We start from the raw sequence: 24,532 nt of genomic DNA, 5'->3' as shown, positions 1-24,532 counted from the left end.
TATTTTGTACTTGATCATCTATTGTCTTAGATCTTCATCTGTGCCTTAAGTTCCCCCCATGTACTCAGTTTAGGTACAGGAGTTCCCTGGTAAATCGGGTTGATAAAGGCTAAGAGACTTCCCGACGAGTCACGAATCTCTGCCCGAATAAAGTGATACTCACCCGGCGGCCAAGTAAAGGAGTATGTATAGGTTCCTCCCTGGCTGCACCCGGTTAATCCTGCCTCCAACCCATCAACCATCCACCTGATATAGCTTCCCTCGCCAGCTTCTTGTACATGGAGTTCATACTCATATATCAATAGGGAGTTTTGTTGTTCTTCCTGTAACACATGATCACCGGGCCTATATACCAGATCGTCACGGTACAAACGCGGCTCTAGCACCGGCCCCCTTGTTACGTAGCTTCTGCCAAAGCGGGCCGCATTAAGTATTCCTTGAACGGACAACTCTTCACTCCACAAACAGGTAACAGGGTCGCCTACCAAAGATGGAAGTCCACCCGGAACATAGCTCTCATGTGGAAGATTATGCGTGTCGCTGCCTCCTACACCCCATAAGACAACTCCGTTCTTCCAGAGGAAATCCCATAGCTTCAAAGCCTCTTCTGTCGCCTTCTCGTTATCCGGGAAGGTTGGATCATTCCAGATCTCAATCGTGTCGAATGCATCCAGACGCACATCCAGCTGCCAATCCCATGGGGCAAGCTCCGGATGGTTCATGCTGCACACCGCACCTTGACTTCGGGCTTCAGCTAGAATGCTCTCCATTCCTGCAGGTGTCTCAAAAACAGGTACTCCCCCGTCTTCAAACCATTCAATCCAGCGACGAATGCCCAGGACATTAAAGTGGCCCTGGCTGGAGGTTATTTCAACGCCGGGAATGACCAGCAGATCGGATTCAGGCCAGCCTGTAGTAAGGAAGTTATGCTCGGTTACGACAATGAAATCCAGCCCTTGCCTGGCCGCCTGAGCATTCAATTCCTCAGCGGTCTGTTTCCCGTCTGTAAGTCTTGTGTGCATATGGAAGTCCCCACGATACCACCGGGACTCCTTGGACAAAACTCTGTTCCAGTCATAGTTCTCATAATTTAGAGATTCTGATGCTGCGGACAGGCTGCTCCATAACTGTGCCCCTACCTGATGAAGCGTTCCTTCAATCTCTGGTGCTCCTTCTCCAGATTGTATATGAAGAATGTATGGCGGGGCCGGTTCATGATTAATGGCCAAGACTTGAACGGTCCAATTCCCCGCTGGTATCGCTCCAGGTACCGAACCACAGGTTGAATCCTTGGGCCCAGCTGTGAGCAGCAGCGTATTCTCATCCCCTTTGCCAAGATATTGCATCCGAATGTTTCCCTCTGGATCTTTAATCACGATCTGCAGCCATTTAGTAAGAGGGTGAACGGCTCGCACCGCGAGCCATTCACCAGATTTATCAAGTGTAAAAGAATGCTGGAATGAGATTCCTTGCTGTCCCTGTTGCTCGATCTTAATTTCCTGATATCTCATATTCATTTCCCTTGCACACGATCCAGCTCGCGTTGAGCCGTTTCTTTAGCCTCTTTAAGCACTTGATCAGCCGGTAAGTTTTGAATTTCCAATTTATCGGCAGCGATTTTGAGTGCATCCGTAATCTTCCCGCCAGTAGGGTCAATAAATGGAGCCGAGGCGGTCTGAGCTTGAAGAAGCGGCTGTTTGCTTTGTGGATTTTTCTCGGCAAAAGCTTTAAACGCTGGCTCTTCCATTGCTGACTTTCGAACCGCGATATAACCTGTATTCATGGACCAGTCAGCTGTAGTCGATGTGCTTGTGAAGAAGGTGAACCATTTCATAGCCGCCGCCTGCTGCTCGGGTGATGCTGCTGCTGGAATTCCTGCAAGAATGGCAGATGCTACAGGAGCCGGTGCGTGTCCGTTCCAGCCTGGCTGCGGAGCTGCGGCTAATTTGGTGAAATCCAGATCGCCCTGGTCTCCGCTTGATCCTGTATATCCGGCTGCATGACCCTGCATGACGTCATCAATCGTCTTATACCAATATTCCCAGCCTTGGCCCCCGGAATGGATAGCCATAGTTTTGTCTTCATGAATCCATTTACGGAAGCTGTCCCAAGTCTGAATCCATTCAGGACTATCGATCAATAGAGTCTTGCCATCATCACTTAGCACTTTACCGCCTTTGCTGAGAACAGCATCAAGCAAATTCTCGTAACCCCACATCGGTTCCCAACCGGCCACAGTAACATTGCCACCATTCTTCACCGTCAATTTCTTCGCGGCTTCGGCAAGGCCTTCCCATGTCTTTATATCTTCTTCAGTTACGCCAGCCTTCTCGAACATCGACTTATTATAATAGAGAAGTTGAGTCGTCCCATACATCGGAATAAAATACTGCTTATTGTCTGCTTTGCCTTGTTCCAGGAAGGTCGGAATGAAGTCGTCTGTATTAAAGGACGTATTCTTGGCAATCAGGTCATCCAGCGGAGCGAATAGCCCTTTCTTGGCCCAGCTGATATCAGAGGATAGTACAGCGGCGGGCACGTTCCCGGAGGCCATTGCCGCTTGCAGCTTCTTCTTGGTTTCGTCATAGTTACCCTGAACTACTGGCTTCACGACAACTTCCTTCTGAGAAGAATTGAACTTATCAATCAAGCGTTTCATATTGTCACCAAGCTTACCGCCAAGACCGTACCAGAATTCAATTTCAACAGGCTCCGAGCTTTTAGTAGCGTCTGCAGCCGAATTGGCCGCCGAGTCTGCTTGACCCTTGTTCCCGCAGGCGGACAATAAGATAAATGTAAGGACTAGAATTGATGCCATAATAGATTTAGATTTACGCATGATTTTCACTAACCTCCACTTTTCTCTAATTAATTTGAAGTGAATTCGTTTAGATTCCTATCCCTTGTTCACACTGAAGGCATTGCTCACCCCCTTTATGATCCATTTCTGAGCAATAACAAACAGGATGAGCAGCGGTAAGATTGTGAAAGTACTGCCTGCCATAATTAGTGACCACTTCATTCCATAACCCCCGCCCTCGACGAAAAAGGACCTCAAACCGGCAGATACCAGACTTAATTCCGGTGATTTCGTGATCAGCATGGGCCAGAAATAGTTGTTGTAGTTCGTTATAAAGGTCAGTAGAGCCAAAATGATGAAAGATGATCGCGCAAGGGGAAGCAATATTGAGAATAAGATACGCACATGCCCAGCCCCATCGATCTTTGCCGCCTCCGCGAGCTCCTTGGGCAGCTGCATGAAAGCTTGACGAATCAGAAAGATTGAGAAGATGCTGACGGCATTGGAAATGATAAGCCCAGTGTAAGTGTCAATGAGACCAAGCTTGGACAAGATAATGTAGCTCGGAAGATAAGTCGCGGATACAGGCAGCATATAGTTTGTTAGAATGATCGCCATCAATGCATTTTTGAACCGAAAGTTCATATGTGTTAACGCATAAGCCATCATGGCTGAGTTCATGATTTGGATAAGTACAATCACTAACGCAACCACGACACTGTTCAGTAAATACTGTCCAAAAGGAGCCGCGCTCCACGCTTCTGAGAAGTTGTTCCAAAGCGGTCTTTCAGGCCACAGCACTGGTGGAAAACTCCGAATTTCCCCATCAGACTTTAAAGAGCTCGTGATCATCCACAGGAATGGAAATGCTATGATCAGGCTGATCACTAGTAGAGAAACATGACGTGAGAGCCTTGGAAGCATATGACTTAATTTCATAGAGGTCTCTCCTTTACGATAAATAATGAACACTTCTGCGGGACATAAACATAGATGCTAACGAGAAAAGTGCGGTAAAGACCACGAGTAAAAGCGCGACTGCCGAAGCTTGGCCAACATTGAACTGGTCAAAGGCAGCTTGATAGTACAGATACAATACCGTACGCGTTGAACCCGCGGGACCGCCTTGAGTCAAAATATTAATCTGGTCGTAAGCCTGCAGCGAATCAATCGTCTGAATAATGAAAAGAAAGAATGTAGTCGGTGATATAAGTGGCAGAGTAACTTTGAAGAAGCAGGTTAGTCTGCCAGCACCATCAATTTGTGCCGCCTCCCTCAAACTATCAGGTACGGATTGTAGAGCAACCAGATAGAATACCATGACCCAGCCTAGCCCTTTCCAAATGGTCACAATAAGAATGGCAACCATCGCCCAAACCGAATTCTGCAGCCATGAAACAGTATGCATGCCCAATTCACTGAGAATGGCATTAGCCATTCCTGAACGCGGCTCAAATATCCACGCCCACACGATAGACACCGCAACTGTCGGGGTAACCCATGGGGAAAAAATAATGGCACGATATATGCCTGAACCTGCCAGCTTGCTGTTCAACAGCAGGGCCAGCAAAAGACCGCCGATCATGGTCGGAATCACACTTCCCACAGTAAAGATCAAGGTCGTCTGTAGGGATTGGTAGAATTCAGGATCTTTAAAAAGATAAGTGTAATTTTCAAGTCCTACAAAGGTTTTAACAGGACTCATAAGATCCCAATCCGTCATACTCAGATAAATAATGTAGAACATGGGTATGATCCAAAAGACGGTCAATGGTAGCATTGCGGGCAAGGCGAACCATAGCACTTGTATTTCTCCCCACTTACGAAATCTCTTCAACTACAACAGCCCCTAACTTTTTATATGTACAATTTTTCTTGAATTGTTGTTGTAACAACGTCATAATTCGCTTTTTATTCGTTATGTATAGTAAATATTGTACATTCATTTAGAAAACAAGGGTCAAAACCAGGTAAATTCTCGGTCCTCTTTTGATCAAAATTGTAAAAATAGTAGTTTTTCTAGGTAATAAGTCAGAATAGCCGTTATAATGAATAAAGATTCAACAATTTTTGAATTCGGATGGTGGGTAGGTATGGAAGCCATGAGAGAAGATGAGCGAAAGTATAGAGAGTGGATCGAACTTAGAAACCGGGTTATCGGAGCAATCAGTGTAACTATGGATTTGTATGGAGTGACCCCATCGGCCGGAGCCCTTTATGGGACCATGTTCTTTGAAGACGAACCCATGACACTCGAAGAGATGAAAGACAAAATGGGGATGAGCAAGAGCAACATGAGCTATGCAGCCCGTTCACTGCTGGATTCACGAATGATTGAGAAGCTGGATACCAAGAGAGATCGCAAGGACCTGTATCGTGCTCAGAGTGACTTTTACGTTACTTTTCGTAATTTCTTCTCCACCAAATTTCAGAGGGAACGCGATGTGATGATGGAAGCCATTGATCAAGTCCTTCCCGATCTAAAGGAATTAATTCTCCATCCGAGTACCTCAGAGGATATCCGCCAGAACGCGCTCAAGGATCTGCACAAACTCTATCACGCCGTTGAATTCTACAGCTGGATGCAGCAGTTCATCGATATGCTCCAGGATGGACACTTGTTTGAGCAGACCAAAGATATCGTTAAGCAGGAGACATCCGGCGATCTTGAAAGTGATTGAATGGAAATTGAATACAAATGACAAAAGGCACCCTGGCGTAAGATGGGAATGTATCCCGTACTTGCCAGGGTGCCTTAATATTATAAAACGATTAGTTAAACACGACCGTCTTGTTCTGGTGAACGAGAATACGGTCCTCAATATGCCATTTCACTGCGCGAGCCAATACAACCCGCTCAATGGTCCGGCCAATACGCTTCAATTCACTTACATTATCCCGGTGGCTTACGCGCTGAACGTCCTGCTCAATAATAGGACCTCCATCAAGTTCCTCTGTCACATAGTGCGCGGTAGCCCCAATGATCTTAACTCCGCGGTCATAAGCCTGAGCATAAGGCTTCCCTCCAACAAATGCCGGCAGGAAAGAGTGGTGGATATTAATGATCCGATTCCGGTAAGGCTGAATTAGAGCCGGCGATACAATCTGCATGTATCTGGCAAGCACAATCAGATCCACATTACCATTCAACAATTCTAGCTGGCGCTGCTCCGCTTCTTTCTTCGTATCTGGAGTAACCGGGATATGGTGGTAAGGAATTCCGAAGGATTCCACATACTCCCGCATATCCGGGTGATTACTAATGACCATCGAGATATCGGCATCCAGATCGCCGGCCTGCCACTGCCATAGCAGCTCGACCAGACAGTGATCCTCCTTGGATACCAGGATAGCCAATTTCTTCTTCTCATTCAGCGGGAAGATATTCCACTCCATCTGGAACTTGTCCGCAATTTCCTGGAAATCACTCTTGATCCCCATTAACCGGCCGCTCAGATCGTTCAGGTCAAATTCGACGCGCATGAAGAACATGCCGCCTTCAGGATCCATTGTATATTGATCCGATTGAACAATGTTTGCTCCGTGTTCATGAAGAAAATGTGATACAGCTGCCACGATCCCCGGACTGTCAGGGCAGGAGATTAGCATACGTGCGCGATGTTGTTGATATTCTTTTACAGGCAGTAGACCTGATTTCACATGAGTGTCCATTTGTTACAAAAATCCTCCTTCAATTTACCTAAACCGTAAGCTCATTTACTGCCAGCCAGGCAATAATACGTTGATTGATTTGTTCTTCTGACAATTCAGGGAACAGACCCGCTTCCACAATAGAGTCATAAAGACGTTCCAGCGGTTCACGCGGATCGGCTTTCTTCGCCTTGGCGTCACTCTTGAGCAGTTCCCATGTACTGATGATGAAGGCACGGGGATAAATCTCCTGCTTATTAAAGAAAGCATGAATTTGTTCAACTTCGGATAGAAAGCTCTCACCGAACCGTTCAGCCACATTTCCGCGGAGCAGGGCAATTTCCACTTCGTACATTGGACGCTGGGTCTTAGCGTCTTTACCAATCCAAGGCGTCTCCAGAATAAATGGACGTCCTTGAAGCTTCTCGTGGTGAACCACACGCCGAATCGCTTCAAATCCAATCCAGCCGGAGCCGATCGGAGTGTGGCGGTCTTTGCCGGCACCTACCGGGTTTTTGCTATCATTAATATGCACCACCGCGATCCGATCCAGACCGATAATCCGATCGAACTCGTCCAATACGCCATCCAAATTATTAACAATGTCGTATCCAGCATCATGAATGTGGCACGTGTCGAGGCAGATCGTCAGGCGTTCTTTGTGTTCGACCTGCTCAATGATCCGAGCAATCTCCTCAAAGGTTCTTCCGATTTCGGTTCCCTTTCCGGCCATCGTCTCAAGTGCAATGCTTACGTCCGTCTCAGTTGTACCATTTAGAACTTCGTTGAGTCCAGCGGCAATGCGGTCAATTCCATAATCCGCGTCTTTGTCTGTGAAAGCGCCCGGGTGAAGTACAATATTCCTTACACCCAGTGCATGCGTACGGCGAATTTCCTCCTTAAGGAAATCGACCGCCAATTGGTAGGTGTTCTCCTTATAGGAGCCCAAATTTATGATATAAGGGGCATGCACGACAATCTCGTCTATATTAGCTTCAGCCATTGCTGCTTTGCCTTCTTCAATAAACAGTGAGTCGATAGGTTTGCGGCGAGTGTTCTGTGGTGCGCCTGTGTATATCATGAAAGAGCTTGAGCCGTATGAGGCAGCCTCGCCAGTGGCAGTAAGCAATCCCTTAGTGGATAACGAAACATGGGAACCGATCTTCAGCACTTCTTGTATCCCCCTTAGTAAATGAACTTGATTCAGTATATTTTAGCGTGAATATTCAAATAAATCTAGAAATAAGGTATAATTCCTAATAATCAATAGCAAAAAAAGGCTCATAATGCCAGATGTGATATTCAAGATTGAGGTGAGAAAATAGATGTACCATTGGAACGTCTTCTCGTTCGCTGTTTCCTCTGGGCCTGACCGCTGGTTCATGAACTCCATTGTTTTCTGGGGATTTATTATGCTGGGTACCATGACAATCGGCGGATTCTTTATGTTCCGCAAATTTATGAAAGTGCTGCCAAAGGCAGATGGCAAGTCCAAGCTGGATTGGCAGAATTATTGGGTTGAGCGGAGCCGTCCGATGTGGACCGATGATGCCAAAGCTTTTCTGGATATGCTGGTATCCCCTGTTCCTCAGGCTTTTCGAGATATTGCCAAGCACTCCATTGCTGCTGAAATTGGCAAAATCGCCATCGAGAGCGGCGCATCCGAAGTGACTCGTGACCACTGCATTAAAGGATATATTGTTGCTACACCAAAGCGTGATAACAAGTTCCTTGTCAAATTTCTGAAGAAGAATGAGATTGATTACTCGCCTTACCAGCATTTAATGAATAAATGATAGAGATGAGCTTGAAATATCAAAAGCGGACCCACCTTATTGGCTTGCAGCTAGGTGGGTTCTTTTTATAAGCTTAGTATAGCCAGATTGGAGTCCTAATAGTATCGATTGATTACATGTCTACATAGTTAATAGTTTATTAGTTCCGCTCATCGAAGGAGGGATCAATGTGAGGATGGCTGTCTGTGGAGGAACAGGATTTATCGGGAGCGCTCTCGTGTCTTATTGGTTAGAAAAGGGCCATGAGGTCATCATCGTTACGCGCAAGATTCCAATTGCCGATCGAGAGAGAGCTGCTAATAATCCAAATTATATTACCTGGGAAGAACTTGAGAGATCACCAGGAGCATTGGAAGGCCTAGATGCGCTGGTCAATTTGGCAGGCTCTTCTCTCAATCAACGATGGACTAAGAAAGGCAAGATGAGGATTCTGAACTCACGCCTAAGCTCCGTTCAAGCGGTAACAGCACTAGTTAACAAGCTTCATAAGAAGCCTGGTGTTATAGTTCAAGGTTCGGCGGTGGGTATTTACGGAACCTCGCTGACGAAGGAATTCGATGAGAATAGTCCTACATTTAAGCAGGATTTTCTATCAGAAGTAACTTTGAAGTGGGAGCATGAGGCAGCATCCTTGGCGAACCAGGAAGTCCGCATGGTCACCCTGCGTACCGGTGTTGTTCTTGGCAATTCGGGAGGAGCCTATCCGCTTATGCGCTTGCCGTATCTGCTAGGTTTTGGCGGAAGAGTGGGAACCGGACAGCAATGGATGTCCTGGATACATTTGAAGGATATTGTACGGTTAGTCGATTACTCTGTGATGAACCCCGTAATCGCAGGACCCATCAATGCTGTAAGCCCATCTCCTGTAACGAATGATGAGTTCGGACGAACGGTTGCGAAGGTTGTCCATCGCCCCTACTGGTTCCCCCTTCCGGCTTTCTTGCTTAAGTCTATATTAGGAGAGCAATCCACACTGCTGCTTGATGGGCAAAGGGTTTTGCCACACAAAGCACTTGAGCATGGATTTACATATCAATTTCCAACCTTGCTGGAGGCCCTTTATGATTTAAAGGAACACAAATGATTAACTAGGGCGTATATGCAAACTATAAATTTCATGTAACCCCGAATGATCATCACCAGATGTTAAATTGCTATGCTCTGGGTAGCACGGACGGGTGCATCTTGGCGAGATTATTACAAAATGTACACCCGGAGTGTCAGATACATAGCTTGAAGCTTGTTGTAGCAATCGAGAATGTATTGCCAACTTCAAGTGGGTACTCCTTATATGGAGCGATAACCTCCCCTTGGAGCTTGGTCCCATTTCTTGACCCCAGATCTCTAATCGAGCATTTCCTGCCCTGGATGGTCAGCTCGACATGAGCACGTGATGTTCCAACTGTCTTCTCGACATACTGAACTACTTCCTCAGAGCGGCCGATCACAAAGCTGACCCCTGAAAGCACGATTCTCTCAGAAGTTCCACTTCCCTGCTCCACTCTTTCCAGGTAAGGAGTCTGAGGATAGTTATTCGCATCTCCCTGTCCATTAAGCAGAACTGTAGCTTGCCTTGATGAACCAAGCATCTCTGTCTTCCCGCTCAGCTGTTCGTAATAGTTTCTTCCAGGATTAAGTTGATCCTCATTTCTTATCCGTGGCACTTCATTGGTGACATAGCTTGAGGGACTATGTACACCTCCCCATGTTTCCTTATAATCAGGAATTACCTTGTCCGCTGAATGCGGGCTATTGTCTACACCCTGCTCTCGAATCAGAAATTGATCATTCCACCGCCATTCGGTCTCATTCCAGCCCTTCGAGCTTACCGTCTCTTCATTTGCTTTGTTATTCTCTGTCAGGAATTCATCCAGATTCCACTTCCCCCATCTACCTTGATCCCCAGCTGCCTGATCAGCGGAAGATTCGGTGTATCCTTTATTACCTTCTATATCGCCTTGCCTGGATTTAAATTTATTGCTGAAGTCAGTTAAAGACCTATGGCCGCTTAAGAACCAGATCACCCCAGCAATCATAAGAGCCGTGATCGCCCCGCATATATAGAGACCTGTGGTACCCGGATTATCAAGATAAATCAATTTCCACAGTAATGCCACGAAGAGTCCTGTCCCTAATAAAACATAGGTTCTAATTGAGGATGAGTTCCCGTCCTGCTTTGGCTCATCTGTCTCCATTGAGTTACCATCTTCAAGCTTCCTCAGATCCGGTTCATGAATAATGCCCTTCATTGGAGGGTCAAGCGAGGGCAGGCTTCTGCTTGACTCTCTCGCAAAAGGTTGGCTGCCTGTCTGACTTCTCCGGTTCATGAACAGCTCATGGTTAGAATTGAAAGCCCGCTTGGAATTCTCATCTTCAGAGTGATTCTCACCACCTCCAGCAAGAAGCTCCCGAAGGAGCTTTCTAAACCCGGCCAGAGAGAACAGGTCGCTTCCGCATAACTGCATGATTTTCTGTACACCCGTCCCCTCAAGTACTGATACCGAAGTGATCAGCTTCATGATTAAAGCGAGCAGCTGGCTCTGGATTGGCTCAGAGGTGAACTCTTCCTGTAGAGGAATGTACGTCAGGAATATTTTCCCGAAATTCAAGCTTCCGTCCACAAATATGTAATTCTCATTAAGCCAGTAATTCGATGGCTGTAACATATACTGCTTTGACTCATCCAGAGCATTAACCATTTGAAGCAGTAAAACGTAGAGCTCCGGCATGCTGATCTTCTCACTCTTCATACACTGTGAGAGCATTCTTTTTCCCGTAATATCGTAATGCAGAGTTACTTCAAGATCGATTTCCTTCACATCAAGTTTGAGCAAATGCGGAATAGATGCGGATGCGATCATACCACACTGTGCTCGGCTGAGTTCAGTGGACAAGAGTCCCTCTTCTGTCGAGAGCACCATAAACGTGCCGCCATTTCGAACGAAATCAGTCAGCAGACTAAGCAATTCAAGACCTCCTCTATACTTTACTTGTTACAAGTAGTAGTAAGCAGTCAACACGCCAGGCAATACCGCGAGCATAAAGGGAAAGCTCAGCATATCGCTCTCTTTGCTCTTAAGTGGTCCAAGCCCTCTAAGAATAATGGCTCCTAGTACACTGTTCAGTACTCCCCTTATCCTCTGAAAGACTTCTCTTCTCCAGATTAGAATCATGAGTCCGAGAATCCCGGCAAATACAATAGAGTAGACCAGAGAGGTCAAAGTGAAGCCAGTACCCATCCAAGCCCCAATACCTCCGAACAGCTTTACATCTCCGCCCCCAACTGCTCCGGTCCAATACAGCACTAGCATAATTCCGAATCCAATCACTGCTCCTTTGAGCCCAGATGCCAGCCCCATCCAGCCACCAGCCCACACCTGGTACGCCACTCCTGTTATCATCGCAGGTATGGTGAGCTTATTAGGAATCTTCATGCACCTGATATCCGTAACAAACGCAGCTAACAGAAAAATCAAACATCCCACAAATCCAAAGTCCATGAGGTCTCCTCCGATTACTTACTTCGTACTTCCTTTACCTGTCACCTGAAAACTATCCGTTGTCCGAACACCTTCTTCTGTCTCCAATACAAATGTCCAGGTTCCATGTGTGGTGTTCCCCGATATCAACCATTTCCATTCTAAATTGCCCGATGAGTCCGCTACTGCCTCACCCAAATATTTCGCAACACTCTTGCCGCTCTTATAGTACACAGTTAAAGTAACTTTACTGCCGGATTCGGCCCGTGCCTGAATTCGGGCCTGATTCCCTGTATAGGCGGGTTCGGGCTTGGATAAGACCACTGCCGCTTGACCCTTCTTATCTGGCCCCTCCTCCGTCCCGTTATCAGACTGTTCATCGGTATCCCCTATCCATAGCCGTTCCACAGCTTTGGATTGGAGTACAATCTTACCGGAAGTGAATGGGACCTTAATAGGCAGCTCATAGCTGACTTCTAGGCCGAAATACGGATTCTTCCCCTTTTTCAAATCGGGCACAACAACCCTGCTGACATGCAGTCTATCTTCATTAAGAATCGTACCCTCCATAAAAGGATGCAGCAGCGGCTTGATTACCGGATCGAGCACCGCTTCTGACAGCTGATTCTTCAAATCCTGCAACGGTTCATCTCCCTTGGCTGCGGCCTCTCTAACCCAATCCGAGAAAGGAGGCTGCATTTGCGAAGTGAACTTGGCAGCCCATTCAGATAATGACACTTTAGGCATCTGAAGGCTGACACCGCCTTCTTCTCCCTTATCCTGCTGTGATTTCACGACCAATGCGACAGGGTACATTGAAGCAGAAACTTGTTTCACCGCATTTGAGACCACATTACGCATTTGCGTAGAAATAACCGTCATCTGAACCATGTATATAAGAAAGAAAATAAATAACAGAAAAACAGGCAATACAAGCGATGCCTCAAGTACTATACTTCCCCGGACGTTACGCCAGCCTTTAATAAGAGTAGTCTGCTTTTTTAACTGCATAATACCGGTTCCCTTCCACCCGACCTTCCAGAACTCCGGACGCGTTCAAGGCTTTGGCTACACCAGGCAAGAACCAAAGTGGCATTGCAATCGTGATCTCACTCGAAATATAAGTGTTCCGCTGGTCAGGGTTAATTCCGGTATTAAGCCTGATCAAGGCGAGCATCCGGGACAGCCGCCCGTCACTTTGCCCATGAAGGAGCATGAATATTCTTAAATAATCCCGGTAACTAAGCTCAACTTTGAAATAATCGCTTAGAGGGATACTCCCTTTCTCGCATAGAGTCACCATATCCTGAATCGCATGTTCAATACCGTATAGCAGGGCCAAGGCTAGTATCAGCAAGGGATTTCCGGCCGAGCTGTTCTTAATGAAGCCTTCCATTGTTCTTACAGCCAATCTGGAAGCGAATATCTCTCCGTAGGCAGCCGCGATATTCCCGCCAGGATTATGGAAGCCATAAAGGATATACTCCATTTCCTGCTGCTCCGGCCCAAATTGATCGATCAGGCCGTTAAGGGAACCTGAGCCGCCTCCTTTCACAATTTCTTTTAGCTTCGTGACATCAAAGTGTTTAAAATAATCCGCAGCATACTCTGTCTGGTAACAATTATCTGTCAATCCGCTAAGGAGAGATGACATCGATCCATACAGGCTGTCCATATTGTCCATCGATTGCTGGCCGGACGCATAAGGATCACTGCCTGAAGAAGCCTGACCAGGGCTGCTGGAGCTGCCCTTGGCATTCAAATTTACGTTCTCATTGAAATATCCTTCCAGAGTATTGAACTCCTCTTGCTTAGCATCCATCTTCTCTTTGAGCCCTGATAACTGCTTAAGTATATTACCGGCTTGTTCAAGCTTTCCCTTGGCTTCCTGTTCCGTCTTCTTACGAGCTTCATCATAACTTCTATAGGACTCCAGCTGCTTCGATTCCTGATCGAGTGCTCCTCCTGCATCTACAAACTTTCGAAGGTAATTGTCCGCCTCTTGTCCTGTAGACACAATTGCATTCTTGATTGGCCCAGAGCTGCCTGCAATGCCAAGAAGAGATCCTTCCTGTGCTAAAAGTCCGCTTACCTGCCCATTAAGACGAGTGAAGCTTACTTTCTGATCTTCAATGTTCGTCTCCATTTGGGTGAGTAGATTCTCCGGAAGAAGGAGCTTTCTGCTCTGCTCACGAATCTTCCTGATCTCTTCGCTTCCAGCTTGGTCCCCTCCAGATACACCTGATCCTACCTGGTCATACCCGTTATTCGCAGAGCGATTCTCGGAATCGCTGATTATTTGCTTCATCTGGTCATTGATGAGCCTGGCCTGCTCAGCAAGCTCCTTGGCGGCAGGAAGCAGCTCTTGATGCTTCTCCGCCGCATTTCTCTGACCTCTGGTTACATGATTAAATACTTGTGAAACCCCGTTTGTATAGTATGAAATTTGTATGTCATACATTTTATCCATTGGCTTTCTTTTACTATCTTCCTCTAGCTTGGATTTATAATCTTCGAACTGGGCTGCCGCGTCCCTCGTGGTAGAGATACTTCCATTTAACGGCTCATCCGGAATCCAGGAGATTCCTCTGTTCGATATATATGATGAGAGCTCCTGGACCGCAGCTGCAGACTTTCGCTGATGGTCGACCAGCTGATTAAGCTTATCCTCACGCTCATCATAAAGCTTCTGAAGCTTTCCCATCACATCCACGGTATCGGAAGCTTCCTTCATCACGCTTGACATTGGCTTGAACTTATTCACGACTTCGATCGTGAAGTCGATAGGCGCTTTATACTTCATTTGTTCACGAATTTGCTGGGTGAAGACCGGGTGACTCCCCAGCGGCCGCTCCAGCTGCACCGATGAACTATCCAGCTTGGCCTTCATTATCGACAGATCATCGCTTCGGGAGAGCAGGTCGAACTCATCCTGAAGCACTTTAGTCATAATGTAATTCTCATCGGTTCCTCCATAAGCAAATAAACCGTAACGTTCAAGGAGATCCGGGTCATAGGCCGATAGAACGGAACGTACCGCGGCGTGTGAAATTTGCTCACTTTGTGCCTGCAGCGCAGACATCCGTGAATAATCAATAAATATGGAGACAAATGCAAAGACGAAAGCAAAGATAATAATCAAAAATACAGTTACCGCACCGCGTTCGGAGCGCTCCTTATGAAACATTCATGCCCTCCTTTCACACCTACGAATGGCCTCTACTTGGCATACTGCTTCAAGGCAGCTCCAGCCTCCTGCGGGCTAGCTCCCGAGCCCTTCCCGCTCTTGAACTTGGCAGTGTAGTACCTCCCCAGATCAACAGTACGGATCCATTCCGTTGGTTCAACAACATAGGAATCGGATCGTCCAAGCTGCTTCAGGTCGCTGCCCATGGCTCTTTCCAGCGGAGCTAAGTGAATCAGCCTATCCAGTGAAACAGTCACCTTCCTCAACAGCAGATTCCGGCTGTATTCCATCGTTCCGTTAATATGTGATGGCACCTCTTGACCGGTATGGCTTAGCTTGGTTACAGCCAGTGAATCACTCGTCCCACTTGAAGGCAGGGACAGAGTGGACGTCCGCTCAGCTCCGGCCAGGCCGAATAAAGCCTGCACCATAGAGTCATCCGTTAATCTCCAGTACAATCCGTCATGTTTGTCTGCTTCCACGGCACCCGTTCGGGCATCACGGTAGCTATTATCCCAGGTATTTGCCGCACGTTCAGCCGCAACCGCAGCTGTCTGCTGGAGAATCGAGGTCTGATACAAATACAGGCAGAGAAATAACAACAGCATTGTGCACATCAGAACAATGGGCATGACTAACGAAGCTTCAAGTGTAAAACTGCCATTTATATCTCTTTTCAGCCTCCTGATCATTTTCCATCCATGAATTCGTCCGTCTTCGATCCTGCCTTCGACAATAGATTCCTAACAATATTAGAGAGCTGTTCTCTAAAAATAACAGCGATGATTACAATTACCGCGATGATTAAGATAATCTCCAGCATCCCGAGGCCCTTCTCATCCTTCCACAGCTGCTTCATTCTCCCTTGGATTGTCGTTAACATTCTAATTCCTCCTAAGTTAAGTTCAATTAGTTAATATTCTTTACAAACTCATGGCCATAAAGGCCGGTGTTCCAACCAGAACAACAATAATCAAAAAGAGCAGCAGCATAGGGAACACGAGCTTGGACGAGGCCTGCTCACCGCGGGTTCGGCTAACCGCCTTCCGTTTCTCCCATAACGAATGAGATAAGTCCCGAAGAGCAAGCGCGAAGTCGCTCCCCCCTCGTCTGAAGTTAAGCAGCACAGCTGTGGTAAAAGCAGATACTTCCTGTATTCCGCAGCGCTTGCTGAAGCTCTCCAGAGCCTGCTGAAACGAATATCCACTGTCCATCTCTCGTGACATCTGGAGCAATTCGCGGTATAGCGGATGATGATCTTGATCCCGTTTGCGCTCAAGGCAATGCCGGATTGCCTTCTGCACTGTCTCCCCTGCGCCAACAAGCAGAATGATCTTATTAAGCAGCTCTGGCAGCTCCATAATGATCTCTTGTTCCCTTCTTACAACCTTCCGGTGTAGATCCGTAACCAGCGCTGCCGGAATCAACACTGCAAGCATTACCCCAATTCCAAATCCTGCTGGGTCCCCTCCCATAAGAAGAGAGAACATTGCGCCTGCGGCCAGTAGAAGCCATGAATAAGAAAGCATCTCCGCAAGAAATATAAGCGTGAGGTCACCCACTCTTCGTTCCCCGCACATTTTCTGGACAGAACGCTGTACTTTGAAAAAGAACATCGGGAATCGTCCGGCAAACCGCGCCCTATCCAGCAGATAGAGCATGGGAGGAGCCAGCTTCTGAAGTCTGAGGCCATCCATGTGGAACTCTCCACAGTCCTTATAAGTTCCGGCTGACTTCTTATACAGGAGTCCCCAGCTGACTCCAAGTGTACCGAGCAGAATTGTCCATATTAGCAATCAGTCAGCCTCCTATATTCGAATATTCATAATCTTATTAATCATCCAGAAGCATCCTCCGAACATAAGCAGAGCAATCCCCGATATGAACAGTCCGATACCACTGTATAAGGGCTCCATATAGTCCGGTGAGGAGAAGTTCATGAACAGCAGAAAGAAGATCGGTGCCCCAAGCAGGGCTTTTGACTCAAACCGCTTTTGAGCGATCATGACGGAAATTTCTTGGCTGATGTCCAGCTTCTCACTAATAATGCCAGAGGTCCGCCGCACAATCTCCACGAGATCCCCGCCCGTTCTTTTGCAGGTTGTGAACACATCGGCAAAATTCGTAATATCCTCAATCCCCGCACGCTGGCTAAAATCCTGCAGCGCCTCCTCCACAGGCTGCCCATACTCCATTCTTGTGCAAATAATATGAAGCTCGGAAATGAGATCATTTCGCGCATCGGGATATAGAAGACGCAGATCAGAGATCGCTTCCCGGAATCCATTCTCAACCGAACGCCCCGCCGCTAGCGAAGAAGAAAGGGAGTACAAAGCTTGTTTGAAGTGAAGGGACAGAGCCTCTCTTCTTCTTGTCAGAAGGTACTTACTCCAGATTTTCGGGGCGTATATGCCCCCTGCTCCGACTATTGCGGACAGGAACCAAACGTGAAAAAATATATAACCCACTGTAAAAAGCAAGATTCCCCCTACAATCACACTGATAAGCTTCTGACGGGACGTTAGAATGTGCACTTTATAATCCGGAAGTGTTACCGCATTGGCGCCACCATTCACAGCATTGACTCTACGCTGGACATGAACTTTCATCAGACAGACGCTCCCTTTCATACTTGTTGCCTGGCAGTCCGGCCATACTGAGCTTGGATGTATGGTAGAGAGAGTTATCCGTCGGCACTAGCCCTCCAAGAATACGCCCTCCCTGTTCCCCAGTCTCCTTAAAAACATAAAGCGAGTTCAACACCACTTCCCCGTCCCTCATGCCAATCACCTCCGAGATTTCAGTAACCCGGCGGGAGCGGTCCCTTAAGCGGGACAAGTGTACAAATATATCAATAGCCGAGCTAATCTGCTGCCTGACCACCTGGATCGGAAGCTCTGCTCCGCTTAAGACCATTGTCTCCAGCCTGCTGATCATGTCAGACGTACTGTTAGCGTGACCGGTTGAAAGAGAGCCGTCGTGCCCAGTATTCATCGCCTGAAGCATATCCAGCGCCTCCTGCCCCCGCACCTCGCCCACAACCACCCGGTTGGGCCGCATACGCAGAGATGACCGGATCAAATCCCGGACAGATATCTCTCCCTTGCCCTCCGTATTCGAATTGCGTGTCTCAAGCGATACAAGATTCGGAACGGTCGTAATCTGCAGTTCAGCAGAGTCCTCAATCGTAATGACACGCTCATCCGGAGGGATATACTGAGATAACGCATTAAGAAAGGTCGTCTTACCCGAGCCTGTTCCTCCGCTGACAAAGATGTTGTATTTGCTCCGGACAAGGTCCTGCAGCAGCACGGCCGCCTCTTCACTCAGTGATCCAGTAGCGACAATGTCATCCATAGTCATAGGTCGCTCCGGGAACTTGCGAATGGTCATGGTAGGCCCCTTCAGAGCGACCGGCGGAAGCACCACATTGACCCGTGATCCATCCTTGAGGCGGGCATCCACAATGGGTGACGATTCATTGACCACCCGGTTCACTGCCGATACGATGGACTGGATAATATCCTCAAGGCGCTCTCTAGATTCAAATTTCATATCCATCTGACTCACGCGCCCCTTGCGCTCGATGAATATTTCCTGGTGACTATTAATCATAATCTCCGTAATGGACTTGTCCTCCACTAGAGGCTGGAGAACATCCAGCCCCCGGAATGAGTCATAGACTCTGCGAACTACTTTTCTCTTCTCTGCCGCGGTTAAATCTTTGACATGCTCATCCCGAAGCACCCGGCGTTCGATATGTTCCATGAGTTCACTATCATTCATACTCGAAGTGACATCCAGGCCTGCTCTAATCTCACCGCGAAGCTGTCTGAACCACTCCTCCGTCATTCCCATCCCCCTCCTTCCACCGGTTCAGAACGACAGCCTGACACCTCCATAATTTGACCAGACAGCTTCATCAGATCACGCTGATATTCTGGAGAATGAAAGAGCTCCTCCCAGGAGTTCAACTGCTTCCAAGCTGGAACGTAAGGGAGTGTAAGATAGGGAACTACATTCCCCAGCGGAAGTTGATTCACAAGATTCCCGAGGCACCGGTTCACAGTAAAAATCGACTTCTGAACCAGATCTGCATAGAGATCCCCCCTCGTTCGCTCCAGGTGAGAGAGCCACCGGTCTGTCCTGTGAACAGCACCGATATCATCCGTGAGCAGCCAGATCAGCTGGTCGCAGCGCTCCAGCACTCCTTCCGTTCGTTCAGATGGATAACTGTCTGTATCTATCATGATAAGATCGTAGGTTCCACTCTCCGCCAGGAAGTCAATTAGCCGAATCGTATGCTCTTTAGTAAGTTCTAATAATTCATTTAAATTTGAGAGTGGCTCGAACATGGCCGCCTGAAGATGTCGATCGCGGATCACATAATTGGCAGATGACAGCTCAAGCCTGTCACCCTTATCTTCCGCTGCCTGCAAATCATAGAGAAGACGAGCTAACCCGGACATTTCATTCTCTTGTCTTCCAGAAGCTCCAGGGAATCCGCTGCCAGCCGTCTCCAGATTCAGATACAGCACCCCCAGTCCCTCTGAGCCCAGCTGTCTGCTAAGGTGTAGAGCTGTAGTCGACTTTCCGCTGCCCCCATTCACCGAGTAGACTCCGACTACCTTTGTTCTGCCAGCAGATGGGGTTATGAGAGGCTTTCGCTGTCCCTGAACAGCCGACATAATTGAAGTGAGCAACTCCTTAAGCGGCTGGTATTTGTGAAGCACAATAACACCATCCTGCACATCCTGCTCCCCTTCAATAAGACCTATTCTGGGAATCTGCCTGTCACCTGCCGGAGGATTCCAGGATTCCAAATATCTGGACTCCGCCACCACGGCATCCGGCACATCCCGGGCATCGAGCATTCTCTTCTGAAATGCTTCCACTTTGCTAAACGCAGTCACCCTTAGCTTCTGATTGAATTCACTGCAATTGACATAATGCATAAACGCTTCAATATAAAATTCATCCTGCACGGCTAGCACAATCCTTACAGGAACCATCCACTCATCCCCCTAATGAACAACAAAAAAAGCACCGCTCAAAAACCGATAACTCGGTTGATGAACGGTGCTTCCGTTGCCGTTGTTCCTTAAATTTACAGTTAGAATATCACATCTATACTAAGCTAGCAAGTCCTTATTATACATTTGACTAGCATGAACATCTGTTATTCCAGGAATCTCTCCCTTATCTCTTTAGTCGGGATCATGCAGGCATTGTCCTTGCCAAACCACCGATACCGGTTACGTGCAACAATATCATACACCGCATCCCTAATGAAAGAGGGGATCACGATGAGTCCATACCAGAGCGGCCATGGAAAAGGAAGCCAGCGCGCTAACTTCAAAGCTGCCTTAGAACGCGTGTAATAGTGCCCGTCTTCTATAAGTACAAATGTATTGTATGAATGAAGGGGCATCCCGCCTTCGGCTAGAAGTCTCTGCCCGGCGTCTGATTGCAGGGATGCGAACCGCAGACGGCCTGCACGATCACGCTTAATCAGGAACTTCGTGAGTCCTTGGCATAAATGACAGACGCCGTCCACAAGCACAATTGGCCCCTTATATGCCGGATGATCCTGCTGGCTCATTACCCTTCCCCCTCCCCTAAGATTAGATTAGAGCGAACTGTAAAACTTAACTCGGATTTGGTTAAAAATATAAATGAAGAGCGACCCGCTCTGTTATCTTCTTATCATAATAGAAAAAAGGCGCGAGGTTAATCCCCGCACCTTGTTTATCTGCCTAACGCCCGTGTCTATTTGGCTTCTGCTTTATCCAAATATTGTCCGTCTACGATCTGTTGTCCGATATCTCCGGCAAAGTTATCCATGCATTTGCAAATGAAATCTTTGCGGCAAATCGGGCAAGGACTTTGAAGAAGACGGCTAATGTTCGTAAGCTTCCATTCTGGAAAGCGATGATAGAACACGCGGCACTTCGTTCCATCGACCATTTTGACAATAAATTCGTACAAGCCATCCTTCTGGTTGCTGCTGGCTTCGGTCACGTTCTCAACAATTGGTCTGTAAGACATGCTCATCACCCGTTTAATTAAATTTCGATCTTTTTTCAGTACTTAGACATATTAAATAATTTTAGGCGGCATGTCAACTAAGCTAAGGACTGTAATTATTATTGGTAGCCGAGTTGCCTTTTATCCCGGTAGGGCATACATATAAATACCGGACAAATGCCCTTAAATACCGAGTTCCAATAAACATTAAAAAAATTAGCAATAAACCGTTTTCACCAAAAAGTTTCCCTAGACAAAAACTATTGTAGGTGTACAATATGAGTGAAAGCATGAATTTCGGATTAAATTATGAATGACTAAAGGGGTGATTCCAATGGAAGACATTCAAGAAAGCACGGCTGGGCGCTTACCCGGCTGGAGATCGAATCAAGGACTTCCGTCGCTTCCGGAGGCGCATCGCTCTCTTCGGATTCCGACCAACGCGAAGTGGTTCAGGAAGTTCCTCGCCTTCGCAGGACCGGGTTACATGGTGGCCGTTGGCTACATGGACCCAGGTAACTGGGCTACGGATATCGAGGGCGGTTCACGATTCGGCTATACGCTGCTGTCTGTTATTTTAATTTCCAACCTGATGGCCATACTTCTTCAGTCACTAGCTGGTAAGCTCGGAATTGTCACAGGGAAGGATTTGGCGCAAGCCTGCCGGGACAATTACTCCAAGCCGGTTGTCTTCGGACTTTGGATATTGTGTGAGCTGGCCATTGCCGCATGTGATTTGGCTGAAGTCATCGGGACCGCAATTGCACTCAATTTACTATTCGGACTGCCTTTGCTATATGGGGTAATCATAACCGCAGTTGACGTCCTTCTAATTCTGATCTTGCAGAATAAAGGCTTCCGATTCCTTGAGATCCTCATTATTGTGCTGATTGCAACGATTGCCGTATGCTTCGGAATTGACCTGTTCCTGACAAGTCCGGATATGGGTAGTGTCCTAACGGGTTATATTCCAAATGCAGAAGTGATCAGCAATCCGCAGATGCTGTATGTAGCTATTGCTATTCTAGGGGCGACGGTAATGCCTCACAACTTGTATCTGCACTCTTCTATCGTTCAGACTCGTCAATTTGATCAGTCCGCTATTGGAAAACGTCAAGCCATCAAGTATATGACCTGGGACTCGACAATCGCCTTAACCTTTGCCTTATTCATCAACTCCGCGATTCTCATCGTCTCGGCTGCAGCTTTCCATACCAGCGGTCTGACTGAGGTTACGGACATTGGCGATGCCTATCATTTGCTGACTCCAATTGTAGGGACCACCCTGGGAAGCGTCATGTTCGCCGTAGCCCTTCTGGCTTCAGGTCAAAATTCAACGCTTACCGGTACACTTGCAGGCCAGATTGTAATGGAGGGCTTCATTAATCTTCGCCTCAAACCATGGTTGCGGCGTCTAATCACCCGCTTGATCGCCATCGTTCCGGCAGTAATTGTAACAGCAATGTACGGGGATTCTGGTGTTCAGGACTTATTAATCTTCAGTCAGGTGATTCTCTCCTTACAGCTTCCATTCGCTGTTGTTCCTCTTGTGAAATTTACAAGCAGCAAAACGAAGATGGGCGAGTTCGCCAACAAAACCTGGATTAACATTCTAGCTTGGTTCGTTACAGGAATCATTATTACACTTAATATTTTCCTTCTGGTTCAGACTATTGCTTCATAAGTTGCAAATAAGCCCCCGCACTCCTCTAATAGGAGAACGGGGGCCTTCTTCTGTATCTAAACAAGAAAAAAACGACCTCTTTGCAATCTGCAAAAAGATCGTTCCTGCATTACGATATGCGGTCGAGAGGACTCGAACCTCCACGGGTATACACCCACTACCCCCTCAAGATAGCGTGTCTGCCATTCCACCACGACCGCGTGGTGTATCACTATTTTTCAAGCGAACACTTCATATTATATAGCTGCCAAGCACAAATGTAAAGTGGAAATTAAATGAAGCCACTTTTTGAACACTCCCGCCACTTAAAGAAGTGGAGGATTCCTGGGTGGTTGCTTCAATCGAAGCAAAATTAACCAGGCGATCCCTGCGGTTCCCGCAGTTCATGACCATGTTACTTTATACGGCAAGATTTTTAATATTGTGAGCGGCATTTTCATCGCGATCATGCGAAGATCCGCATGAAGCACATGTCCATTGCCGCACGGATAGGTTTTTCACATCTTTATTTTTACTCCCGCAGATATGGCACATTTGGCTCGTTGGAGTAAAGGTGTGTGCGAATTTTAACGTGCGTCCGTACCACTGAGCTTTATAAGTGAGCTGACGTTTAAACTCACTCCAAGACGCATCTGCGATGGATTTCGCAAGCTTATGATTTTTAAGCATATTTGCTACCTGTAGATCTTCAATGCTCATCGTTTGGTTTTCACGAATCAGCTTCGTAGATAACTGGTGCAAGAAGTCTTGGCGAATATTTGTAATTCTTTCATGAATACAAGCTACTTTGACTTTGGCTTTATGCCAGTTCGAGCCACCTTTAGTGCGACGACTCATTCGGCGCTGCCAGAAAGCCAACTTTTTCTCGTATTTGCGGAAAGCCTTTGGATTTGCAACTCGCATGCCATCTGAGCAGACCGCAAACTCTTTTAAGCCAAGATCAATGCCAATATGCTTATCGGCCGGAGGAAATGACTGCACATCTACTTCACAAACAAGCGATACAAAGTATTTGCCCGCCGCATTTCGGCGTACTGCAGCGGAAAGAATACGTCCTTCACATGCCCTGGAGTTGGCAAATCGAATCCATCCTAGCTTCGGAAGCTTGAGCTTATCCCCTTCAATTGCAATATTGCCATTCGTATATTTGGTGGTATAGCTTTGAACAGGATTCTTGCGGCTTTTGAAGCGTGGAGCCTGATTCTGCTTCTTAAAGAAGTGATCAAAGCTATCTGCCACATGGCGAACCGCCGATTGTAAGGCAATACTATCGACTAACTTAAGCCACTCAAAAGAAGCTTTAAGTGCAGGCAGCTGTGTGGCACAGGAGTTATAAGATAACCCCTTTCCGGTTGAGGCATAAGTGTCATTCCACAAGCCCAAGAAATGATTGAACACAAAACGACAACAGCCAAACATGTGATAAATGAGCTGCTGTTGCTCGGAATTTGGGTAAAATCGATATTTATAGGCTTTATGAACCAGCATGCCACACACCTCCTTGAATTGGGTTTATAGTTTATATTATAGCACATATGTTCTCTAAAAATGAGTGCTGCCGATTCATCTCCTCCCTGAAGAGGAAGGAGTGTTCTCGGCTACTTTTTTGATAAATTAGCACTCCCATTTCAATTCCAAAATTCTTACCAGCACCGTTGTTATCTACATAAAAACAGGAGGAGCCTTGTAAATAAGGCTCCTCCTGCTTCAAACAATGATGCGGTCGAGAGGACTCGAACCTCCACGGGTATACACCCACTACCCCCTCAAGATAGCGTGTCTGCCATTCCACCACGACCGCATATGAAATTAAATGGTGAGCCATGAAGGACTCGAACCTTCGACACCCTGATTAAAAGTCAGGTGCTCTACCAACTGAGCTAATGGCTCTTACTAAGAATGAAAGTG

General features: G+C 47.1%; 23 protein-coding genes and 3 tRNA genes. 4 read left to right on the top strand and 22 right to left on the bottom strand.

Annotated elements, in window-relative coordinates; all coding sequences use genetic code 11:
* Positions 1 to 26: 26 nt before the first annotated feature.
* Genes ACRRNK_RS05310 through ACRRNK_RS05295 form a run of 4 tightly spaced genes read right to left on the bottom strand, consistent with a single transcriptional unit; the run spans position 27 to position 4,580 of the window.
* Positions 27 to 1,511 (bottom strand): CehA/McbA family metallohydrolase, encoded by a 1,485-nt coding sequence (locus tag ACRRNK_RS05310; protein ID WP_433945753.1) that lies wholly within the window; start codon positions 1,509 to 1,511, stop codon positions 27 to 29.
* A gap of 2 nt (positions 1,512 to 1,513) precedes the next feature.
* Positions 1,514 to 2,839, bottom strand: a complete 1,326-nt coding sequence (locus ACRRNK_RS05305; protein WP_433945752.1) for an ABC transporter substrate-binding protein — start codon at positions 2,837 to 2,839, stop codon at positions 1,514 to 1,516.
* Positions 2,840 to 2,896: 57 nt separating this feature from the next.
* Entirely contained in the window at positions 2,897 to 3,739 is an 843-nt protein-coding gene (locus ACRRNK_RS05300; RefSeq protein WP_433945751.1) for a carbohydrate ABC transporter permease, read from the bottom strand.
* Between the two features lie 13 nt (positions 3,740 to 3,752).
* Complete coding sequence (locus ACRRNK_RS05295; protein ID WP_433946810.1) at positions 3,753 to 4,580, bottom strand: carbohydrate ABC transporter permease; 828 nt, start codon at positions 4,578 to 4,580, stop codon at positions 3,753 to 3,755.
* 268 nt (positions 4,581 to 4,848) lie between these two features.
* Here ACRRNK_RS05295 and ACRRNK_RS05290 point away from each other — a divergent pair, with 268 nt between their 5' ends.
* Positions 4,849 to 5,481: a GbsR/MarR family transcriptional regulator gene (locus ACRRNK_RS05290; RefSeq protein WP_433945750.1), complete on the top strand. Its 633-nt coding sequence runs from the start codon at positions 4,849 to 4,851 to the stop codon at positions 5,479 to 5,481.
* Between the two features lie 91 nt (positions 5,482 to 5,572).
* On the opposite strand, the gene purU is transcribed toward ACRRNK_RS05290, so the two are convergent.
* Together purU and ACRRNK_RS05280 are read right to left on the bottom strand one after the other, a co-directional pair.
* Positions 5,573 to 6,472 (bottom strand): formyltetrahydrofolate deformylase, encoded by a 900-nt coding sequence (gene purU / locus ACRRNK_RS05285; protein ID WP_433945749.1) that lies wholly within the window; start codon positions 6,470 to 6,472, stop codon positions 5,573 to 5,575.
* Positions 6,473 to 6,500: 28 nt separating this feature from the next.
* Positions 6,501 to 7,622: a deoxyribonuclease IV gene (locus ACRRNK_RS05280; protein ID WP_433945748.1), complete on the bottom strand. Its 1,122-nt coding sequence runs from the start codon at positions 7,620 to 7,622 to the stop codon at positions 6,501 to 6,503.
* 154 nt (positions 7,623 to 7,776) lie between these two features.
* Between ACRRNK_RS05280 and ACRRNK_RS05275 the strand changes: the two genes are divergently transcribed.
* Both ACRRNK_RS05275 and ACRRNK_RS05270 read left to right on the top strand, forming a co-directional pair.
* The gene (locus tag ACRRNK_RS05275; RefSeq protein ID WP_433945747.1) at positions 7,777 to 8,247 is read left to right on the top strand and encodes a DUF2621 domain-containing protein; all 471 of its coding nucleotides are present in this window, start codon (positions 7,777 to 7,779) and stop codon (positions 8,245 to 8,247) included.
* Positions 8,248 to 8,416: 169 nt separating this feature from the next.
* A complete protein-coding gene (locus ACRRNK_RS05270; protein WP_433945746.1) occupies positions 8,417 to 9,331 on the top strand; it encodes a TIGR01777 family oxidoreductase in 915 nt (304 codons plus the stop codon).
* Between the two features lie 136 nt (positions 9,332 to 9,467).
* Here the strand turns inward: ACRRNK_RS05270 and ACRRNK_RS05265 are convergent, their stop codons facing one another.
* The 12 genes from ACRRNK_RS05265 to ACRRNK_RS05210 form a co-directional block, all read right to left on the bottom strand.
* Positions 9,468 to 11,213 (bottom strand): DUF6382 domain-containing protein, encoded by a 1,746-nt coding sequence (locus tag ACRRNK_RS05265; protein WP_433945745.1) that lies wholly within the window; start codon positions 11,211 to 11,213, stop codon positions 9,468 to 9,470.
* Positions 11,214 to 11,240: 27 nt separating this feature from the next.
* Entirely contained in the window at positions 11,241 to 11,747 is a 507-nt protein-coding gene (locus ACRRNK_RS05260; protein ID WP_433945744.1) for an A24 family peptidase, read from the bottom strand.
* Positions 11,748 to 11,765: 18 nt separating this feature from the next.
* On the bottom strand, positions 11,766 to 12,737 hold the full coding sequence (locus ACRRNK_RS05255; protein ID WP_433945743.1) for a TadE/TadG family type IV pilus assembly protein: 972 nt from the start codon (positions 12,735 to 12,737) through the stop codon (positions 11,766 to 11,768).
* On the bottom strand, positions 12,706 to 14,913 hold the full coding sequence (locus ACRRNK_RS05250; RefSeq protein WP_433945742.1) for a hypothetical protein: 2,208 nt from the start codon (positions 14,911 to 14,913) through the stop codon (positions 12,706 to 12,708). The genes ACRRNK_RS05255 and ACRRNK_RS05250 overlap by 32 nt, the downstream gene beginning before the upstream one ends.
* Before the next feature lie 32 nt (positions 14,914 to 14,945).
* Positions 14,946 to 15,605, bottom strand: coding sequence for a TadE/TadG family type IV pilus assembly protein (locus tag ACRRNK_RS05245; RefSeq protein ID WP_433945741.1), 660 nt, complete (start codon positions 15,603 to 15,605; stop codon positions 14,946 to 14,948).
* The gene (locus tag ACRRNK_RS05240; protein WP_433945740.1) at positions 15,602 to 15,796 is read right to left on the bottom strand and encodes a Flp1 family type IVb pilin; all 195 of its coding nucleotides are present in this window, start codon (positions 15,794 to 15,796) and stop codon (positions 15,602 to 15,604) included. Before ACRRNK_RS05240 ends, ACRRNK_RS05245 begins: the two co-directional genes overlap by 4 nt.
* Positions 15,797 to 15,836: 40 nt before the next feature.
* Positions 15,837 to 16,709: a type II secretion system F family protein gene (locus ACRRNK_RS05235; protein ID WP_433945739.1), complete on the bottom strand. Its 873-nt coding sequence runs from the start codon at positions 16,707 to 16,709 to the stop codon at positions 15,837 to 15,839.
* A 12-nt stretch (positions 16,710 to 16,721) separates the two neighbouring features.
* Entirely contained in the window at positions 16,722 to 17,522 is an 801-nt protein-coding gene (locus ACRRNK_RS05230; protein WP_433945738.1) for a type II secretion system F family protein, read from the bottom strand.
* The gene (locus tag ACRRNK_RS05225) at positions 17,500 to 18,765 is read right to left on the bottom strand and encodes a CpaF family protein (RefSeq protein ID WP_433945737.1); all 1,266 of its coding nucleotides are present in this window, start codon (positions 18,763 to 18,765) and stop codon (positions 17,500 to 17,502) included. Before ACRRNK_RS05225 ends, ACRRNK_RS05230 begins: the two co-directional genes overlap by 23 nt.
* Positions 18,762 to 19,925 carry a hypothetical protein gene (locus ACRRNK_RS05220; RefSeq protein WP_433945736.1) on the bottom strand — a complete coding sequence of 388 codons (1,164 nt, stop codon included), beginning with the start codon at positions 19,923 to 19,925 and terminating at the stop codon, positions 18,762 to 18,764. Before ACRRNK_RS05220 ends, ACRRNK_RS05225 begins: the two co-directional genes overlap by 4 nt.
* Before the next feature lie 167 nt (positions 19,926 to 20,092).
* On the bottom strand, positions 20,093 to 20,515 hold the full coding sequence (locus ACRRNK_RS05215) for a thiol-disulfide oxidoreductase DCC family protein (RefSeq protein WP_433945735.1): 423 nt from the start codon (positions 20,513 to 20,515) through the stop codon (positions 20,093 to 20,095).
* A 167-nt stretch (positions 20,516 to 20,682) separates the two neighbouring features.
* The gene (locus ACRRNK_RS05210) at positions 20,683 to 20,961 is read right to left on the bottom strand and encodes a hypothetical protein (protein WP_433945734.1); all 279 of its coding nucleotides are present in this window, start codon (positions 20,959 to 20,961) and stop codon (positions 20,683 to 20,685) included.
* Positions 20,962 to 21,274: 313 nt separating this feature from the next.
* Between ACRRNK_RS05210 and ACRRNK_RS05205 the strand changes: the two genes are divergently transcribed.
* Entirely contained in the window at positions 21,275 to 22,624 is a 1,350-nt protein-coding gene (locus ACRRNK_RS05205; protein WP_433945733.1) for an Nramp family divalent metal transporter, read from the top strand.
* A 117-nt stretch (positions 22,625 to 22,741) separates the two neighbouring features.
* On the opposite strand, the gene ACRRNK_RS05200 is transcribed toward ACRRNK_RS05205, so the two are convergent.
* From ACRRNK_RS05200 to ACRRNK_RS05185, 4 genes are all read right to left on the bottom strand, one after another.
* Positions 22,742 to 22,824: transfer RNA gene (locus ACRRNK_RS05200), tRNA-Leu, on the bottom strand.
* 199 nt (positions 22,825 to 23,023) lie between these two features.
* Positions 23,024 to 24,112 (bottom strand): IS200/IS605 family element RNA-guided endonuclease TnpB, encoded by a 1,089-nt coding sequence (gene tnpB, locus ACRRNK_RS05195; protein WP_433945732.1) that lies wholly within the window; start codon positions 24,110 to 24,112, stop codon positions 23,024 to 23,026.
* 230 nt (positions 24,113 to 24,342) lie between these two features.
* Positions 24,343 to 24,425: transfer RNA gene (locus ACRRNK_RS05190), tRNA-Leu, on the bottom strand.
* Between the two features lie 13 nt (positions 24,426 to 24,438).
* Positions 24,439 to 24,514, bottom strand: a tRNA-Lys gene (locus ACRRNK_RS05185).
* Positions 24,515 to 24,532 lie beyond the last annotated feature (18 nt).

Source organism: Paenibacillus sp. SN-8-1, assembly GCF_050995535.1.
In the GTDB taxonomy this organism is placed as follows: Bacteria; Bacillota; Bacilli; order Paenibacillales; family Paenibacillaceae; genus Fontibacillus.
Note: the sequence above shows the minus strand (reverse complement) of the source record. Positions and strands in the feature narration are given on the sequence as shown.